This is a genomic window from Vibrio mangrovi (assembly GCF_024346955.1).
Taxonomy (GTDB): Bacteria; Pseudomonadota; Gammaproteobacteria; order Enterobacterales; family Vibrionaceae; genus Vibrio; species Vibrio mangrovi.
Genome location: NZ_AP024883.1, coordinates 849,035 through 867,977, shown reverse-complemented (window position 1 = coordinate 867,977; position 18,943 = coordinate 849,035). Strand labels below are relative to the sequence as shown.

At 44.8% G+C, this 18,943-nt stretch carries 16 protein-coding genes and 1 other annotated feature; of the genes, 3 read left to right on the top strand and 13 right to left on the bottom strand.

Annotated features, from left to right (window positions below):
• Window positions 1-21 precede the first annotated feature (21 nt).
• Window positions 22-795 (bottom strand): peroxide stress protein YaaA, encoded by a 774-nt coding sequence (gene yaaA / locus OCU74_RS03855; RefSeq protein WP_087480331.1) that lies wholly within the window; start codon window positions 793-795, stop codon window positions 22-24.
• Window positions 796-1,027: 232 nt separating this feature from the next.
• Window positions 1,028-2,455: an alanine/glycine:cation symporter family protein gene (locus tag OCU74_RS03850; RefSeq protein ID WP_087480330.1), complete on the bottom strand. Its 1,428-nt coding sequence runs from the start codon at window positions 2,453-2,455 to the stop codon at window positions 1,028-1,030.
• A gap of 644 nt (window positions 2,456-3,099) precedes the next feature.
• Between OCU74_RS03850 and OCU74_RS03845 the strand changes: the two genes are divergently transcribed.
• Window positions 3,100-3,279 (top strand): DUF3545 family protein, encoded by a 180-nt coding sequence (locus OCU74_RS03845; protein WP_087480329.1) that lies wholly within the window; start codon window positions 3,100-3,102, stop codon window positions 3,277-3,279.
• A 36-nt stretch (window positions 3,280-3,315) separates the two neighbouring features.
• Here the strand turns inward: OCU74_RS03845 and OCU74_RS03840 are convergent, their stop codons facing one another.
• The 3 genes from OCU74_RS03840 to nfo all read right to left on the bottom strand — a co-directional run bounded on the left by OCU74_RS03840 (window position 3,316) and on the right by nfo (window position 5,785).
• Window positions 3,316-3,867: a hemerythrin domain-containing protein gene (locus tag OCU74_RS03840; protein ID WP_087480328.1), complete on the bottom strand. Its 552-nt coding sequence runs from the start codon at window positions 3,865-3,867 to the stop codon at window positions 3,316-3,318.
• 103 nt (window positions 3,868-3,970) lie between these two features.
• On the bottom strand, window positions 3,971-4,648 hold the full coding sequence (ung, locus tag OCU74_RS03835; protein WP_087480327.1) for a uracil-DNA glycosylase: 678 nt from the start codon (window positions 4,646-4,648) through the stop codon (window positions 3,971-3,973).
• 267 nt (window positions 4,649-4,915) lie between these two features.
• On the bottom strand, window positions 4,916-5,785 hold the full coding sequence (gene nfo / locus OCU74_RS03830; protein ID WP_087480326.1) for a deoxyribonuclease IV: 870 nt from the start codon (window positions 5,783-5,785) through the stop codon (window positions 4,916-4,918).
• Window positions 5,786-6,086: 301 nt separating this feature from the next.
• Between nfo and grcA the strand changes: the two genes are divergently transcribed.
• The gene (grcA, locus tag OCU74_RS03825) at window positions 6,087-6,464 is read left to right on the top strand and encodes an autonomous glycyl radical cofactor GrcA (protein WP_087480325.1); all 378 of its coding nucleotides are present in this window, start codon (window positions 6,087-6,089) and stop codon (window positions 6,462-6,464) included.
• 105 nt (window positions 6,465-6,569) lie between these two features.
• Here grcA and thrC read toward each other — a convergent pair whose 3' ends face one another.
• The 5 genes from thrC to OCU74_RS03800 all read right to left on the bottom strand — a co-directional run bounded on the left by thrC (window position 6,570) and on the right by OCU74_RS03800 (window position 12,606).
• Window positions 6,570-7,853: a threonine synthase gene (gene thrC / locus OCU74_RS03820; RefSeq protein WP_087480324.1), complete on the bottom strand. Its 1,284-nt coding sequence runs from the start codon at window positions 7,851-7,853 to the stop codon at window positions 6,570-6,572.
• A complete protein-coding gene (thrB, locus tag OCU74_RS03815; protein WP_087480323.1) occupies window positions 7,850-8,821 on the bottom strand; it encodes a homoserine kinase in 972 nt (323 codons plus the stop codon). Before thrB ends, thrC begins: the two co-directional genes overlap by 4 nt.
• A gap of 4 nt (window positions 8,822-8,825) precedes the next feature.
• On the bottom strand, window positions 8,826-11,288 hold the full coding sequence (thrA, locus tag OCU74_RS03810; RefSeq protein WP_087480322.1) for a bifunctional aspartate kinase/homoserine dehydrogenase I: 2,463 nt from the start codon (window positions 11,286-11,288) through the stop codon (window positions 8,826-8,828).
• A 27-nt stretch (window positions 11,289-11,315) separates the two neighbouring features.
• Window positions 11,316-11,435, bottom strand: a sequence feature (Thr leader region).
• A 174-nt stretch (window positions 11,436-11,609) separates the two neighbouring features.
• Window positions 11,610-12,095 carry a putative 4-hydroxy-4-methyl-2-oxoglutarate aldolase gene (locus OCU74_RS03805; RefSeq protein WP_200807702.1) on the bottom strand — a complete coding sequence of 162 codons (486 nt, stop codon included), beginning with the start codon at window positions 12,093-12,095 and terminating at the stop codon, window positions 11,610-11,612.
• A 103-nt stretch (window positions 12,096-12,198) separates the two neighbouring features.
• Complete coding sequence (locus tag OCU74_RS03800; protein WP_087480320.1) at window positions 12,199-12,606, bottom strand: DUF3293 domain-containing protein; 408 nt, start codon at window positions 12,604-12,606, stop codon at window positions 12,199-12,201.
• A gap of 312 nt (window positions 12,607-12,918) precedes the next feature.
• Here OCU74_RS03800 and arcA point away from each other — a divergent pair, with 312 nt between their 5' ends.
• Window positions 12,919-13,635, top strand: coding sequence for a two-component system response regulator ArcA (arcA, locus tag OCU74_RS03795; RefSeq protein ID WP_087480319.1), 717 nt, complete (start codon window positions 12,919-12,921; stop codon window positions 13,633-13,635).
• Window positions 13,636-13,705: 70 nt separating this feature from the next.
• Here the strand turns inward: arcA and arcB are convergent, their stop codons facing one another.
• From arcB to OCU74_RS03780, 3 genes are all read right to left on the bottom strand, one after another.
• Window positions 13,706-16,054, bottom strand: coding sequence for an aerobic respiration two-component sensor histidine kinase ArcB (gene arcB, locus OCU74_RS03790; protein WP_087480318.1), 2,349 nt, complete (start codon window positions 16,052-16,054; stop codon window positions 13,706-13,708).
• A gap of 94 nt (window positions 16,055-16,148) precedes the next feature.
• Complete coding sequence (locus tag OCU74_RS03785) at window positions 16,149-17,543, bottom strand: diguanylate cyclase domain-containing protein (protein WP_087480317.1); 1,395 nt, start codon at window positions 17,541-17,543, stop codon at window positions 16,149-16,151.
• Between the two features lie 142 nt (window positions 17,544-17,685).
• Window positions 17,686-18,627, bottom strand: a complete 942-nt coding sequence (locus tag OCU74_RS03780; RefSeq protein WP_087480316.1) for a TIGR01212 family radical SAM protein — start codon at window positions 18,625-18,627, stop codon at window positions 17,686-17,688.
• Window positions 18,628-18,943 lie beyond the last annotated feature (316 nt).

Sequence of the window (18,943 nt, the reverse complement as noted above, 5' to 3'; positions counted from 1 at the left end):
CCCCCCTTCCTCCGAAGAAATTTACTGTTCTTCCCGTTTGAAAACCAATTCAGTCGGTGTCGATTCTCCGGCCTCATAATAATAACCGGCGACATCGAAAGCCAACAGACCTTCAACAGAATCAATCCGGTTCTCAATGATATAGCGAGCCATCATTCCTCTGGCTTTTTTGGCGTAGAAACTAATCACCTTATACTGCCCGTTTTTACAATCTTTAAATACCGGAGTAATCACCTGAGCATCAAGCATTTTGACCTGAACAGCTTTGAAATATTCATTCGATGCCAGATTCACCAGAATATTATCTCCCTGAGCCTCAATCGCCTGATTCAGAGTCTCAGTAATCACATTGCCCCAGAACTGATATAAGTTGCTCCCTCTTGGATTTGCCAGCTTCGTGCCCATTTCCAGCCGGTAAGGCTGCATCAGATCCAGAGGTTTCAACACACCATAAAGTCCGGATAACATCCGCAGGTGCTGCTGTGCGTAGTCCAAATCATCATCAGATAAGCTTTCAGCATCAAGCCCTGTATAGACATCACCTTTAAACGCAAGAATGGCCTGACGGGCATTCTCAAAAGAGAATGTATTACTCCACTGAGCAAAGCGGGCTACATTCAGACCTGCAATCTTATCGCTCACTTTCATCAGAGATGCGATATCGGCAGGCGTCAACTGACGGCAAACGTTGATTAAATCTTCTGAATGTTCCAGCAATTCAGGCATCGTATGTTTGTCGGTAACTAAAGGGGATTCATAGTCCAGTGTTTTGGCGGGTGAAACGACAATTAACATGCGCTGTTCCTTTCTTGGCTGATTTTTTCGGATTTATTATCATTCTCTGACACAACAGTAACTCATAAAATACACCAACTCCTGCGTCCTGAGGTTATACCAATGCCATTAATTTTGGTCTGCGGATAATCAGTTTATTTGTAGCATTGACATGACATACGCATAGCCTACAAAAAAAGCCATGCATTGTCTGCATGGCTCTCTCAATATATGTTATCGGCAAAACCAATAATTAGTCTTTAGATTGTTCCCAGATACCTTCTTCCAGTTGGGACTGAAGTTCGGGATAATCATTCACATCAAATGTCGGTATTTTCCCGGCTTTCAGCTGACGGTTATAATCTTTGGCCAGTTTAATCACAATTCCCGACAGCAACAGAATCGCAATCAGGTTCACAATCGCCATTAATCCCATAGAGACGTCAGCCATTGCCCAGACTGTCGGCAGTGTTGCTAAAGAGCCGAACATAACCATCCCTAAGAACACAATGCGGAAGATAGCCAATCCTTTTTTGTTATTATGCTCAAGGAAAACCAGATTGGTCTCTGCATACGAATAGTTGGCAATAATCGATGTGAAAGCAAAAAAGAAGATTGCAAAGGCAACAAAAATACTGCCCCACCCACCGACCTGAGAATCCAGTGCACGCTGCGTTAATTCAATTCCGGTAATTTCACCATGAGGAACATATTCACCGGACATCAGAATAATGGCTACAGTGGCAGAACAGATCACAATCGTATCGATAAAGACACCCAACATCTGCACATACCCCTGAGATGCAGGGTGTGGCGGATATGGTGTGGCTGTTGCTGCTGCATTCGGCGCAGATCCCATACCGGCTTCATTTGAGAACAATCCCCGTTTGACGCCATTGATCATTCCCTGAGCAACCATATAACCCAGACCTCCAGCGGCGGCTTCCTGAAAACCAAAAGCACTTTTGAAAATCAGGCTGAATACTGCCGGAAGCTTTTCAATGTTCGTCAGCAGAATGAAAATCGCAATTGCCAGATAAGCAATGGCCATCAGTGGAACGATCAATTCGGCTGTCCGGGCAATTTTCCGAATACCACCAAAAATAACGAACGCGGATAAAATCACGATTCCGGAACCAATATACTCCGGCTCATAACCAAAAGCGGTATTCAGCGCATTGGTAATCGAGTTGGCTTGCACGGCATTGAAAACCAAGCCGAATGCAATCATCAGGAAAATCGAGAACAACACGCCCATCCAGCGCATTCCCAGACCTTTTTCCATGTAATAGGCCGGTCCGCCACGATAATTACCATCCCGGTCTTTGGTTTTATACAGCTGAGCCAGCGAGCTTTCCGCAAAGGAAGTCGCCATACCGACCATAGCTGTCATCCACATCCAGAAAATTGCTCCCGGTCCACCGGCAGTCAGTGCGACAGCCACGCCAGCCATATTTCCTGTTCCGACTCTGGCCGCGAGACTGGTACACAATGCCTGAAAAGACGAAATACCTGCATTATCGGCCTTACGGCTATTTTTCAGCACACTGAACATATGGCGGAAATGACGAATCTGGATAAACTCAAGCCGGACGGTAAAATAAATCCCGACTCCCACCAATAAATAAACAAGGATTGACCCCCAAAGCAGGTCATTCAATAAGTTGATTAAGTCTGTCACGAGAACCTCTTCAAGAGTTCAGAGCAAAGCCTTGCTCTATCACTATCACCTGATACTTCCCTGCTTTATAGTTGTTGGTAACAATCCCTGTTCCTGGCATATATATCCGAATAAATAGCAAACACATTCACTCAGCGCGGGAGATAATGCTATCGAACGAACAAAAAATCAATACACAACACTATGCCCAAATCCTATTTTTATAATCAATTTCACAACAATCCATTACAAGAAAGAACAAAAAAACAACAAAAATTTAAAATAATGCTTTACAAATTTCCGAAAAGAAGCGAATTTTAGAGCCATGATAAAAGTAGGGAATTGCGTTATTCAAGCGATCTAGCCAATATTGACAATTACCTGTAATAAGCAATCCGACTCGCTTGAATCAAAACCGCCAAAACTGGCTTGGTCATCTCTCCCTCAACAAAACTTGTTAACAATATCAGAAAAATTTAATCCATTTCCCAGCGTTCGATAGAACAAAAAATATACAATTTAATTTTACTCAGACAAAAATAGGGATATTCGTTCAGAAATAAGTCATCAAATCGAAACAAATGAGAAACATATCATAGATACACTGACTTCAGTTGTGATATTTAAGACTCAATATAGAGCAGACAAAGTAAAAGAGGCTAATTATGGATGATTTGCACTTTGAAGATTTACTTGAAAAAGAGATCAGTAAAATCCGGGTAACCCGCTCTAAACCAGCAAAGCGAATGTGGAGAGAAATAGAAGCAATACGCGATAAACGGCGTCTGCAGAAAGAACTGATGGACATGGATATCAGCCTGGAATTAGACGATATCGATATCTGAGACACTAAAAAGGTTCCCTAGGGAACCTTTTTCATATCAGTGTTCTTCCAGTTGCTCGTCTCTGACGAGTTGGGCAAGCTGTTTGTATCGATCGGCAATGGTTTCACCAAAAACGGGATCATCTTCGTTTTGTGTCCATTGCCCCTCAACATGCTGCCAGTCTTCAACCGTAAAGGTCTGTTTGATCAGCGGCAGAATATCCCTCTCTTCAAGATCCAAATGACGTTTTTGTTCAATAATGAAATCAGATAACTGATTGATAAAGACATCCTGCGGGACAATAACATCCTGTAGAATCATGTCGATGACTCCCAGGAATTCATGTGTCTTTTCAGATAGATGCCGGTGGTCAGCTTCCAGATCAGCGATATACTCCCTTTCACCGTACTTCTGCATATAGTACTGGTAAATTAAATCCTCTTTCGGATGGTGTGCAGATTCTGAATGAGTACTCAAATAGTCAACAATCTCTTTAATCAGGGAATAATTGACTGTTTCTTCATTCTGAAGTCTTTGCAGCTTCCGCTTAAGAATTGCCAGCAAACGGGTCATATAACCATGTTCCCGTCGAATCCGTTCTATCATCATGTCGCCTCTCCGGTTCATAATGTGGTAAACAAATTGTATATAACTTATCGGGGAACTGTTTTGATTCTGGTCGTAAAAACCGCAATTTATCTTCGCTTCAACCTTAATCCAGAACGGGCTGCCAGTTGATGGGTGTCTTTCCATTCTCACAAAGATACTGATTTGTCTTAGAAAAATGACCACAGCCAAGAAATCCGCGATGTGCCGACAGTGGTGAAGGATGAGGAGCGGTCAGAACACAATGTCTGGCACGATCAATGAAACGTCCCTTTTTCTGTGCATGAGAACCCCACAACAAGAAAACAACGTTCTGTGCATGATCATTAATCGCTGCAATGACCTGATCGGTAAAAGTTTCCCATCCGGTTCCAGCATGTGAATGAGCTTTACCCTGCTCAACGGTCAGAACTGTATTGAGAAGAAAAACCCCCTGCTCAGCCCAGCTCTTCAGGTAACCATGCTCAGGTATTGAAAAGCCAGGAATATCCTGAGCCAGTTCTTTATACATATTGACCAGCGATGGTGGCGTTCTCACTCCAGGTAATACAGAAAAGCAGAGGCCATGAGCCTGATTCGGGCCATGATAAGGATCCTGTCCCAGAATAACGACCTTAATATCACTGAACTCAGTATAGCGAAAAGCATTAAATACATCTTTCGCCGGTGGATAAACAACCTTTCCTTTGTGACGCTCACTCTCAACGTAGGCCATCGTTTCCTGAAAATATGGTTGCTGCTTTTCCGCTCCGATTACATCGTGCCAGCTCAGTGAATTTGTCATGCGCCATCCTAAAATAGTGTACAGAATGGCACTATTCTACTCACAAAAAGAATCAAGTTGCACTGGCAAAATGTAATTCCTGCTTATCTGCCACGAGGCGGAACCCCGCGATGATGCCCCTGACCGGTAACATGACGATTCGGCGTTGGCAAAGGAGATGCGGGACGGGATATTGAATTTGTAGTGAATGACATAAAAACCTCCAGACACAAATGGAAAATAAAATTCACCTCATATCCCATGAAAAAAATATGCCAATTTATCCATTCACTTTGTTTCGGCTACACCCGAAGCGTAATCACGCAAGCTCTGAATCTCATCCGGCCATAAATCTGGCTGAATTGTTTCCAAGATCAACGGGATACCATTAAAGCGAGTATCTTGGGCTATATACTCGAAACAAGACCATCCGATCTTACCCTGCCCCAGAGAATGATGACGATCAACCAGTCCGCCTAACTCTATTTTTGAATCATTAAGATGCATTGCCCTGAGGTAGTGCATTCCAACACGTTGATCAAACTCATGAAATGTCTGCTGACAAGCCTCTTCCGTTCTCAAATCATACCCGGCGGCAAATAAATGGCAGGTATCGAGGCAAACGCCGACCCGTTCCTGATCATCAACCAGTTCGATGATCCGGGCCAGATGTTCAAACCGCCACCCCAGATTACTTCCCTGCCCCGCAGTGTTTTCAATCACGGCAATCACATCCGGTACCTGTTGATGTGCCAGATTAATTGAATCTGCAATTTTAGCCAGACACTCTTCTTCACTGATCTGATTCAGATGACTCCCGGGATGGAAGTTCAGCAGACGAAGTCCAAGCATCCGGCAACGTTCCATCTCGTCAACAAAAGCATTTCTGGACTTCTCCAGCTTCTCAGCTTCCGGTGCCCCCAGATTAATTAAATAAGAGTCATGCGGCAGAATATGCTGAGGCTCAAATCCATATCTCCGGCAATTTTCCTGAAAGGCACGGATGGAACTTTGTAACAACGGTTTCGCCTGCCATTGCCGTTGATTTTTAGTAAAAAGTGCAAAAGCATTAGCACCGATTTCATATGCGCGTAACGGCGCATTCTCAACACCTCCGGCAGCAGAAACATGTGCTCCGATGAATTTCTGGTCTTTCATTCTTTTTTCTATCCCCTCAATGTCCTATTCACCAGTTTCTTTCACAATGGAAAAATGTAGTAAAATTACGACAAAATAATTATTAAAAACTTTTTTAATATTTAAAAAAATTTTAATTTCATATTTTTTAATGACTTATTGACAAAAATCAAAGAATTTGCAGTCACAAACACAAATTTAGTTGTTATTTTTTGACTTAAATCAATACAATAAAAGTGGTTAATTGCTATATAGTAATCAGCTCAACTTATTTTGAAAGTTAACACCAATCAGCGCCACAAATGTGGATGAGGAGAAAGCAATGCTTCAGGGTATCCAAATTACAAAAGCAGCGAATGATGAACTGGTCAACTCTATCTGGCTTCTTGATCAGGAAAAAAACGAAGCACGTTGTATGGCGGCAACTGCTGGTTATCAATATGACCAAATCATTCCTGCCAGCGATCTCGGTGAATATGAATCCCGTGAACTCGCCATCGAAAAAGCGCCACGAATTGAAGGTGGTCAGCATCTGAATGTCAATGTACTCCGTCGTGAAACACTTGAAGATGCTGTTGAACATCCGGAAAAATACCCGCAACTGACGATTCGTGTGTCAGGCTACGCAGTTCGTTTCAATTCACTGACTCCAGAGCAACAGCGCGATGTAATCGCCCGGACTTTCACCGAAACACTGTAATCGCGGAGATCGAGCCTGCTCAAGAGTCATGTCTTACTGTACATACATGACATAAAAAACGGCACCATATCTGGGTGCCGTTTTCTTTTCTGTTTTCTATAAGACTTATTTCTGGACCCGGCGCAAAATCTCTTTCAGGGCATCAAAATCATCATCAAGCTCTTCAGAAAGCAATGCCATTTCAGCATGTTTTGCCAACGGCCCTGGCAAAGGAATATCCGTTTCCAGAATGTCATCGACAACTTCTTTAAATTTAGCCGGATGCGCAGTACAGAGGAATAGTCCGGTTTCTCCCGGTTGCAATTGCTCATCTAATGTCCGGTAAGCAATGGCACCATGTGGTTCACACAGATAACCCAAAGCATGAAGATCACGTACTGATTCGGCACTCTGCTCATCAGTAACAGCACCTTTCCCTATAGTTTCCAGTCCCCAGCCCTGAATACGGCACAGTTCTTCGATCCGAGGCCAGTTGTTTGGCTGACTGACATCCATCGCATTCGATGTGGTAGCAATTGTTGCTTTCGGTTCCCATTTACCTGTTTCCAGATAACGTGGCACCGTGTCATTCACATTGGTTGCCGCAATAAAACGCTTAATTGGCAGCCCCAGAGCTTTTGCCAACATACCGGCAGTCAGGTTACCAAAGTTACCACTCGGTACAGACACAACCAGATTTTCACGTTCCTCTTTCGTCATCTGCGCAGCAGCTTCAAAGTAGTAACAGATCTGAGCCATCAGTCGGCTAATGTTTATTGAATTGGCAGAATTCAAGCCAACTTCATCACGAAGTTGCTGATCATCAAATGCTTTCTTCACCAATGCCTGACAAGCATCAAAATCACTGTGAATTGCAACGGTATGAATATTTTTGCCTAGAGTACAGAACAGTTTTTCCTGTAACGGACTGATTTTCCCTTTCGGATACAGGATCACAACCTGAATATTGTCCATTCCATAAAAAGCATGGGCAACCGCAGCTCCGGTATCTCCTGAAGTCGCAGTCAGAATGGTAATTTTTCCGCCATTAGATACGGCAGCCAGAGACTGAGCCATAAAACGGCCACCGAAATCTTTAAATGCCAGCGTCGGACCGTGGAACAGCTCCAGAGCATAGACCTGATCTTTCACTTTCTGAATCGGTGCTGCAAACTGAAATGCATTGCCAACCAAAGATTTTACAGTTTCTGGTGACAATTCATCACCAATCAAAGCCGATAGAATTTTTGCACTGCGGGATACGAAATCCTCAGCCAGCAACCCATCAATATCTTCAAAGCGAGGCAGTTCTGATGGAAAAAATAATCCCTGATTCCGGCCAAGCCCCTGACGGACCGCCTGACCAAAAGAAACCTGTTCATCGTTCTCTTTAATATTATAAAGCTTCATAGCTTACTTCCTGTCTGTTTGGAGCCTTGCTTATCCAGGCGACAAATATGGACGAATCCATTTTCATTCTGTACATAATTTTGTATCAGCCACTGGGCTACACGTTCTGCAACTTCTTTCTCCCGGCAAACGCTGAACAGCGTCGGACCACTGCCGGAAATTCCAGTTGCTAAAGCGCCAGCCGAAGCCGCATATTGACGAGCAGCAGCAAAACCGGGCAATAGTTTCTCACGGTATGGTTCTGCAATCACGTCTTTAATCATTTTTGCTGCCAACTCCGGCTGATTTGAATGACATGCATGAATGAATCCAGCCAGATAGCGGCCATGAGCAATAATATCCTGACGCCGGTATTGTGCTGGCAGAATCGCTCTAGCCTCAGCAGTAGATACTTTAATCCCCGGATAAGCCATGACCCAGAACCAATCATCGAAGCAGGGAACTTCCTGACTGATAATTCCCAGCTCTTCGACCATCAGTTGCACTCCGCCGAGATAACACGGTGCAACATTGTCATAATGGACACCACCAGAGATCTGGCCTTCCATTTCTCCCATCAGTGCGAGTAGTTCTGTTTCATTCAGTGGATTACCGTGGAATTGGTTCAGCGCATCCAGCGCCGCAACAATGGAACATGCACTCGAACCTAAACCTGACCCGATTGGCATATTCTTCTCAAGGGTCATTTCAACAGGTTTTAAATCAACCGCTTTCTTTTTCAGTTCCCGGCCAAAAACAACCCAACAGTCATAAACGATATTCTCTTGAGGATTACTTGGCAGTTTATCCACAAAACGACCGGTTGCTTGTAATGAAAAAGGCGTTTCTCCTGCTTTTACTTCAACCCGGTCTCCCAGCAATGTTCCGTCTACCGGAGAAACCGCTGCACCTAAAACATCAAATCCGACGCTGACATTCCCGATTGAAGCCGGTGCATAAACAACCACACTTTCTTGTTGTGTGCTCATAAAATTAAACCCCTAATTTCCAGCCTAGTGTGCGCATTACATCCGCAAAAACACCTGCGGCCGTCACTTCTGTTCCTGCACCATATCCTCTCAGAACCAGAGGGATCGGTTGATAATAACGACTGTAGAATGCCAGTGCATTCTCGCCATCTTTTATTTTAAACATCGGATCGTCTTCATCCACCTGAGCAATACGAACACGGCAACGGCCATCCGCAATTTCTCCGACATAACGTAACACTTTGCCTTCAGCAGCAGCTTTTGCACAAAGCTCAGTAAAATATCCATCCGCCTGAGGAAGACGTGCCATAAATTCCTCAACACTTCCAGAAGCATCAAAACCCGGTGGAAGCGCCTGATCAACTTCAATATCGTTCAGCTCAAGTTTCATTCCGGATTCACGGGCCAGAATCAATAACTTACGTGCAACATCCATTCCTGACAGGTCATCCCGGGGATCCGGCTCAGTAAAGCCTTTATCTTTAGCAATTCCGGTTGCCTGACTTAAAGTCAGTCCTTCATCCAGTTTACCGAAAATAAATGACAGAGAACCAGACAGAATGCCGTTGAAACGTTCCAGTTCATCACCGGCAGCAATCAGGTTTTGTAGATTCTCAATAACCGGCAGACCAGCACCCACGGTTGTCTCATACATCAGTTTACGTCTGGAGTTTCTTGAAACCTCACGGAGTTGCTGATAGTAAGCCATACTGGCAGTATTGGCCCGTTTGTTCGGGGTTACAACGTGGAAACCTGCACTGAGGAAATCAACGTATTGATTGGCAATCACTTCACTCGAAGTACAGTCAACCAATACCGGGTTAATGATATGATTCCGTTGTACCAGAGCAATCAGACGAGCCAGGCTGAATGACTCGGATGCGCCTTCTTGCAAACGCTGACGCCAGTCATCCAGAGGAAGACCTTCCGCATCTAACAGCATCCCTTTGCTATTCGACAGTCCACAAACCCGGATAATAATCCCTTTCGAGGCCAGCTTTTCCTGCTGACGGTTGATTTGATCAACCAGCTCGCCACCAACACCACCAACACCGACAACAAACACATCCAGATAATGTTTTGAATTGAATAAGTTTTCATGACATGCTTTGATCGCTTCAGAAATCTTATCTTCAGGAATAACCGCAGAAATGGCCCGCTCAGACGATCCCTGAGCAATCGCAACAATATTGATGTGAACTTCAGCCAGAGACGAGAAAAACTGAGATGCAATCCCCCGGGCTGTTCTCATACCGTCACCGACCAGTGTTACGATCGCCAGATCATCCATAAAATCAACCGGTTCCAGCAGGCCATCTTTTAATTCCAGCTCAAACGCTTCAGACAACGCCCGCTTCGCTTTCTCTTTATCCTGAGATTCGATACAGAAACTGATTGAGTATTCAGATGAAGACTGAGTAATCAATACAATGGAAACACCGGCAGCGGACATAGTACCAAATACCCGGCTAGCCATACCGACCATCCCTTTCATACCAGGGCCAGAGACATTGACCATAGTTAAGTCATTAAGCGTCGTGATTCCCTTGATCGGTAACTTATCTTCTCCGGTATCCTGACCGATAAGAGTTCCCGCCCCCTGAGGGTTAAAACTGTTTTTAATCAGACATGGAATATGGAAACGTGCGATCGGTGCGATTGTTTTCGGGTGCAATACTGAAGCTCCGAAGTAAGACAACTCCATCGCCTCCTGATAACTCAGTGATTTCAACAGACGGGCATCATTGACCAAGCGGGGATCACAGTTATAAACCCCATCAACATCCGTCCAGATCTCACAGCATTCAGCTCGCAGACATGCAGCCAGAACAGCAGCGGAATAATCCGAGCCGTTACGTCCCAGACAAACCAATTCACCTTTTGAGTTCCCCGCAGTAAAGCCAGGCATGATGTGAACATGATTCTGAGGAAGCGGGGACTGTTTAAAGTTTTCGGTTGACGCATCCACATCGACCATCGCTTCCAGATAACTACCGTTGGCTTGCAGATATTTCACCGGGTCAATCAAACTGACATCGTGTCCTTTGGCTTCCAGAACAGCTTTCATCAGTTGGATAGAGATACGTTCACCTTTACTGATGATTCGTGCATTGACATGATCCGGACAGGTTCCCAACAGCCCTATGCCATGAACATAATTGCGCAGCTGAGACATCGACTGACGAACAGCATCAGCAAACACATCACCATTAATATTCGGCACTTCGGCCTGAATATCCTGATATAAGGTGTGAAAAGACGATTCAAGCTCGGCAATCTGTAATCCGGCCTCACCTCTTTGCTGTGCAGATTCGATCACCGCAACTAATTTGTTGGTCGTTTTCCCTGGAGCTGAAAGCACCACAGAGACATCTTCTTGCCGGGCATTGTTTGCGATAATTTGTGCAGCTCGTAAAAACCGGTCGGCATCGGCCAAAGACGACCCACCAAATTTTAATACACGCATCCCTTCCTCCAGTATGATTAAATGGTATAAAAAAAGGCCTGTATCTTTCGGGATACAGGCCTTTTTTTGAAGTTCTTTCGCTCAGCAGCCTGCCCCAACATTGGTAATGTCGGTAATAATAATGGTGGTAATCATTACTACTGGCTGGCTGAATGTCATTTTAACTTCGACTCAATACGATAACGTTGCTCTACGTTTACCTTATTTTTAGGGGACGAGTCAATGAAAAGTTATCTTTTTTTACTTTATCGGCAAAAAATACGCTAAAAATAGATTCTTCACGACTTTCCCCTGATGAAACCTGACTGGACAGAATTGAGATCAGTTGACTTCCAATGGCTGTTCCGCAAGCAGAATTCCGTTCCAGTCGGCATAAATGTAGTCTCCGGGCTGAACCATCTGATTCATCATTGAAAGAGTTACATTAACCCGCCCGGCATCTCTTTTCTCTGTCTTATACGGGCAGACACCTAAGGCTTTCACACCAAGGTCCAGCTCAGACAGAGCAACTACATCCCGTACGGCACCGTAAACAATAATGCCTTCCCATCCGTTTTTAACCGCTTCATATGCAATCTGGTCACCCAATAAGGCTTTCTGGCATGACCCATGCCCGTCGACAACCAGCACTTTTCCTTTGCCGTCTTGCTGAAGCAGATCTCTTACTTTTGAGTTGTCGTGGTAACAGCGAACTGTGACAATCTCTCCCCAAAATGCACTTCTCTGCCCGAAGTTCTGTAAAGGCAGATCAAGCAGAGTCACCTGTGACTCATACTTATCGCAAAGATCTGGTGTTATATCTCTCATCATTCCTCCATGATATATTATCTTAAAATTTGTTGGTGCACGGCTCACCGTCCACATATCACAACTGGTATATCCACCAGCCGGACCGTCATGCGGAAATCAGTCAGCCGGACACATAAATTCTTTCGGACAACGCTCCCAGTTCATCGCATCGGGAGTCTATACAGGAATGCAGGAAAACAGTCTCGTCCCGGACATAAAAAATCGCATTCTGTTCAAACTGTCGGGCTAGATTCAAAGCTAATTCCAGACAAATTGCAACCGCAAAGCTCTCTTCTACCCATTCAAAAGCCTTATCTCCGGCTAAAACCATCGCCCAATAATTGTCGCTGAAGCACTGACACAACTGCTCATTATTTGATCGATTATCCTGATAAGACAACAATCGGCTTTTCGGGTTCCATGCCGTAATAATCGCATACTCTGGCACATTAAAATCCTGATAAAAAAGAAAATGTGTGGATGCATAAGCTTGCCATAGCACATCATCAATTACATGTTTTTGCCCCATACCAACCTCATGGAAATCCCCATGTTTCAGAAAAACTCGTCTCTTGACATAAATCAACAAACTGTTTGGTATTAACAATCTACCGTTGTTAGCATGCTGTTAACAATATAAAATCCGTCGCAACAAACAACAAAATCAAACAAGGTTACGGAGCACCTTGCAGCACACATCCACGGATGGCGGGACAATGAGCATGTTGTATTCTTTATGAATACTTTGATTTTTTATCAACATATCATTAATGGTGTGTTATATATTACCAATAATAAGTTCTATATTTAGTACAAATTTTTCACAAATTAGGTACCGCCGATGCAAACCCCGCAGATTCTTATCGTTGAAGACGAGCAAGTCACTCGTAACACTCTTAAGAGTATATTCGAAGCAGAGGGATACGCTGTATACGAAGCCAGTAATGGTGAAGAAATGAACCATATTCTGTCGGATAAATCAGTCAATCTGGTGATAATGGATATCAACCTACCCGGCAAAAATGGTCTGCTCCTCGCCCGTGAGCTAAGAGAACAAGCTGATGTTGCGCTGATGTTCCTGACCGGTCGTGATAATGAAGTCGATAAAATTCTTGGCCTGGAAATCGGAGCCGACGACTACATTACCAAACCGTTTAACCCCAGAGAACTCACAATCCGTGCCCGCAACCTTCTCAGCCGCTCGATGAACTCAAATGCAGTCCATGAAGAAAAACGCTCTGTTGAACGGTATGTCTTCAATGGCTGGGAACTGGATATCAATAGCCGTTCACTAATCAATCCAGATGGTGACAGCTATAAACTTCCCCGCTCCGAATTCCGGGCTCTGCTTCATTTCTGTGAGAATCCGGGCAAAATCCAGACTCGTGCAGATCTGCTGAAGAAAATGACCGGGCGTGAACTGAAACCTCATGATCGTACTGTCGATGTTACGATTCGCCGGATCCGGAAACACTTTGAATCAACACCGGGTACTCCGGAGATTATCGCAACCATTCATGGTGAAGGATATCGATTCTGCGGTGATATTGAAGAGTAATTTACTTTTCTCAGAATAAGTTACATATAGAACAAGCCTACTGCTCGCAGAAGGCTTGTTTTTTTATCTGTTATCTTTCATTCAGCCATTGTCGCAACAATTGAATATCCTGCCGGTATTCAGTTTTAATCTCTTCAACCCAGTCAGTGATATTCTCCCACCAGGCCGGCGCCTCCGGAGACTGGGCTTTCTGTGCAACAGACTGGATTCTGGCCAGTCCGATAGAACCGGCAGCACCTTTAATCTTATGCGCCTCAGAAACGATGCCATTCTGATCTTTTGCCACCATGTTTGAATCCAGAATATCCAGATAGTCTGGCATCATTTCTTCAAACATATCAATACTGTCCAGCACCGGCTGTGTCCCGACAATATCCACATAAGAACTCAACATATCCAGATCCAGAATACGACCATACTGGTCTTTTTTCTTATCTTCTTCTTCGTCATGCGAATGCTGCATTTCAGGAACACTGTCAGAACCAAAATAACGGCTGATAACCTCCTGAATGGCAACAACCGAAAGAGGTTTACTGATCGCATCATCCATGCCTTGTTCCAGATATTCCCGCTTATCTTTCAATACATTCGCAGTCAAAGCCACCAGCGGCGGCAATTGATATTCCTGACCGTATTGCTCCCGGTAAAACTGCGCTACATCAAAGCCGGTCATGTCCGGTAACTGGATATCCAATAACACAAGGTCATACTCTTCCGGGACAAAGGCTTGTTTCGCTTCTTCACCGCTCATTGCCACGGTTATAGAATGGCCCAGGCTTTCCAGCAACGATTTCGCAACAGTGACATTGAGCTCAATGTCCTCCACCATAAAAATGTTTAGTTTTTTCTGTGATAACGGTTTTAGCGGTTTCAACTGCGTATCATCAGCCAGAGGCACGCTGAGTGAGACGGTAAAAGTACTACCAAAACCTTCTTCACTACTTACGGAGATATCACCATCCATCAGATTGATCAGTTGTCGTGATACCGCCAGCCCAATCCCGGTTCCCACCGCATGAAGATTATCTTTGCCGGATTTCACCTGATAATACATAGCAAAGATTTTATCCAGATCCGCTTCAGGAATCCCAATTCCCGTATCTTCAATATCCATGACAATATGGACGGAGTCATTCTCGATCTCCGTACTCACAGTCATAACAATGCCGCCTTCCCGGGTAAACTTCATCGCATTACTCAGCAGATTCCAGAGCACCTGACGTAACCTTGTGCCATCAACCAAGACGGCACATGGCAGGTCTGTCAGTCTTTCCAGATCAAAGCGCAGGCCTTTCTGCTCTGCCATCAATGCTGCCAGACTTTCAATTTCGGAAACAAACTCCCCAAAATTCAACGGCTGAGGGAAAAGCTCCAGCTTACGCTGGTCAAACTTATCCATATCAATAATATCGTTGAAAATATTCCCCAGAGTTACAGCACTCACATGGATTGTTTGCAGATACTTCCGCTGCTCCTGAGTCATGGTTGTATCCAGCAGCATACGGCTCAGACCCACGATTCCGTTCAAAGGCGTTCTTAATTCATGACTGATCGTCGCAATAAACGTGGTTTTATCCCGGCTGGCTTTTTCCAGTGACTCTTCATGGCGTTTACGCTCGGTAATATCCCGGCCAAACCCGACCAGTCCCAAATGACGGCCTTCTTTGCTGTAAAACGGGACTTTCCTGATTTCAAAATAGTTCTTTCTGCCATCCGGATACTCCAGCCACTGTTCATAAGTAATTGAGCAGTTTTGTGAAAACACCTGCTCATCGGTTTCAACAATAGGCTGGGCAATTTCCTCACTGTAAACATCCCACGGTGTCAGACCAACCAATTCTCTCTCTTTCTTTCCGGTTAGTTCTTCCATCGCCCGGTTACAGCCGGAGAAAATGCCGTCAGCATTACGGTAATAAATCAAATCGGGAGATGCATCGATAAAAGACCGGAGTAAGGCCGTCCGTTCCGCCAGTTCTAACTGGGTTTTCTCCCGTTGGTAAACCTCGTTTTCCAGATCAGCCATCGCTTCTTCTCTGGCTTCTTCCGCTTTAATACGCTCCTCAATTTCCTGATTCAGCTTGGCAATATTCTGTTGTAACTGATAGTTCAGCTCCTGATCTCTGGAGCGCATATCTTTTAATTTCGCAACCAGTTTGGATAACCGTTGTCTGGATTCTTCAAGCTGATCCACCACCACCGAAAGAAAATAAACCGCCCAGGGTGTAATGATCAGACCGAAGAATACTGACCGGATAATATCGATATTATCGACATAGCCATGCAGTGCCAGCGTAATACCGACCTGAACAACAACAGCCAAGGCAACCAGCGCCAGAGCTAAAAGAATGGAAAAACGAAGAATCCCCAGCTTGACCAACAGGTCGACATAATACTGAGCCAGATTTTTCATGGGTTTCATTAAAACGCTCCAGACAACGATATCGCGCTAAATTCGGCAGGAATACCTCGTTCGGACTCAGGGCGTCCGACACCGACAGGGTTCAACAAATCAATCATTTCCTCCCCAGTGATTCATAATACACACAGGTACGATTACGTCCCTGAATTTTGGCCTGATGCAACGCCTGTCCCGCGTAGGCAACAAACTGATCCGGCAGTTCATTTGCTTTCGGCACCAGAGAGACAATCCCCATACTCACCGTCACATAGCTGGAAACATCCGAAACCGGATGCGGCAGCTGAACCTGTTTAAACTCGGAATGAATCTTTTCAGCAACCCAACAGGCACCATCAATGTGCGTATTGGGTAAAATAAAGGCAAATGTATCACCGTCATACCGGGCAATACAATCAGAAGAGCGACTCATCACTCGTTGCAGGGCGAGAGCAACACTACATAAGGTTTCGTTTCCCTTATCATCACCATAATACTGGTTATAACTGTCAAAACAGTCCACATCACATAAAATAACTGCCAATGGCTGTTTCTCCCGGATGTGAATATGCCATAGGGTCTCCAGCGTTTCGTCAAAACGGTTCCGGCTGACAATACCGGTAAGCTGGTCGAAAGAACTAATCCGGTGGGCATTAAGTGTCTGCTCCGTCTCTTCTCCCGAATACCAGGCAGAAATATTCCGTACTATCAGTAATGCCAACACCTGATTGGAAGCCGGTGAACGGTAGACCGACTTTGCTATATCAAACCACTGACGTTGCTCTTTTTCGAGATGATCGATATAACGGATCGGCTGCCGCGCATCAGTATCCTTTTCCGTCAGTTCAAACAACTGCCGGAAAAATGGTTCCTGAGCCACCCAGGTCAGTCGCTGGCCGATCACATCGGAAACATCATCCTGCCCGACCAGATGAGCAAATGACAGATTACAGGAGCGGCAGCAGCCATCCTCCTGAATAATGGCAATCGCATCCGGAGCTGAATCCCAGAGCTGTTGCATCAGTTCAGACTCCCGAATCGTACCGCTTTCTCCGGTTGCTTCTGCAAGTTCATGGTGAATTAACATCTGAATCATCCAGGCCGTCTGTCCCTGAAATACTGTTTCCTTAGCCAGAAACTCAAGCTGTACAGAACTATCTTCACCCACCGGCCAGTCAATAAACTGCCGGGTATGATCCTGATAACTTTTATCAATCAGTTCAGAGAAATGCTTGCGAAGAGAGGAACTCACCCAGGGAGAGAACTGCAAAAGACGTCCCCGCATCTGCAACTGTAACGCATGCTGTGCCAATTCATTGGCAAAAAGAATCTGATGACTTTTTCTGGACATCATCAGCAGTGCACATGGTGCATGGGTGAAAATAGAATGCAAATGGCGTAACTTCCAGCGATATGACATCCATAAGACGATACCAATGAGTACGGCACTCATTCCGCCCAGTCCAAGTGCAATTTCCAACTGAGTATAATCGTCCCATGTCAGCTGCGGCATTTCATCCAACCTTCTGTTAACAATCCTCTTATAAGAATAACAAGTTATTTCGTAAATACTCTATACGATTGAGTAAGATATATAGCTGCGTCACTGAAAAAACAGAAAATTCTCTCCCTGCTTGATTTGTGAAAGCCTTACACTACATGCAATCAGCATGCGGAAAGGTAAATTCCCGGGATGTCAATGATCCCTGAGCACCGTCCCGGTTCAGAGTCCGCTCAATCTCAGTCATCGCCAGCCAGCGGTTTTCACACCATAGAGGAGCCAGTAATGTCGGACGGCGGGCCGATGCCGATACCCGGTGAAAAATCACTTCCGCTGGTGTCCGGCGAATCATCTCACTGGCTGTTGCTACATAATGAGACAGTTCCGGGGCTTCCAGCCTGCCGGCACGCCAGGCTTTAGCCATCACACTTCCTTCAACAATATGCAGTCCGTGTAATTTAATCCCATCCGTACCTGTATCGAGAACCTGATTCAGAGTCTCCATGTTATCCGCCTGTGATTCACCGGGCAGTCCGACAATCAGATGAGTACAGACTTTCAATCCTAATGCCCGGGCTTGTCTGGTAATCTGATCATAACAGCCAAAATCATGTCCCCGGTTAATCCGTTTCAGGGTTCGCAGATGAGCAGTCTGTAACCCCAGTTCCAGCCAGACTTCATAGCCCCGGGCACGATAAGCGGATAACAATTCAAGAACCCCCTCAGCAACGCAGTCCGGGCGGGTTCCGACGCACAAACCAACCACATCCGCACAACGAAGCGCTTCTTCATACATATTCTTCAACAGCTCAACTTCAGCATAAGTACTGGTATAAGCCTGAAAATAAGCCAGATATTTTCTGGCACGCGTAACCTCTCCCGCCCGTGCGGTCAACTGTTCGCGAATACTCTGATGCTGCGTCTGTTCATCGGCAAATGAAGCAACATTACAGAAAGTACATCCACCCCGCCCAATCGTACCGTCACGGTTCGGGCAACTGAATCCACCATGCAGCGTTAGTTTATGTACCCGTTCACCGTAACGGCGCTTCAGATCCTGCCCCAGCGTATTGACCAGTTCATGCAATTGTTTCAATCCTAACCTCTGGATATACCTGAAATAACTTTAAGATTTAGCTTCAGCGAAAATAGGCTGCTATGCGAAAAGCCAGACGAATCGCCTGACGAAATAAAATTACAACATACTGATAATTTCGCTCATTCTAAGAGAATCAGGCACTTCTCACCCTATTCCACGTCAATAAATAAACATCCTTTAAATGTAAAATAAAAGTTAATATTTATGGCAATAGCAATCGATTAACATGAATAAAAATTCCATCGGATTTCTATTGGATTTTGTTCAGCAAAAATGTAGGATAGTTACAGTTTTGTTCGTATTTTGTCATATT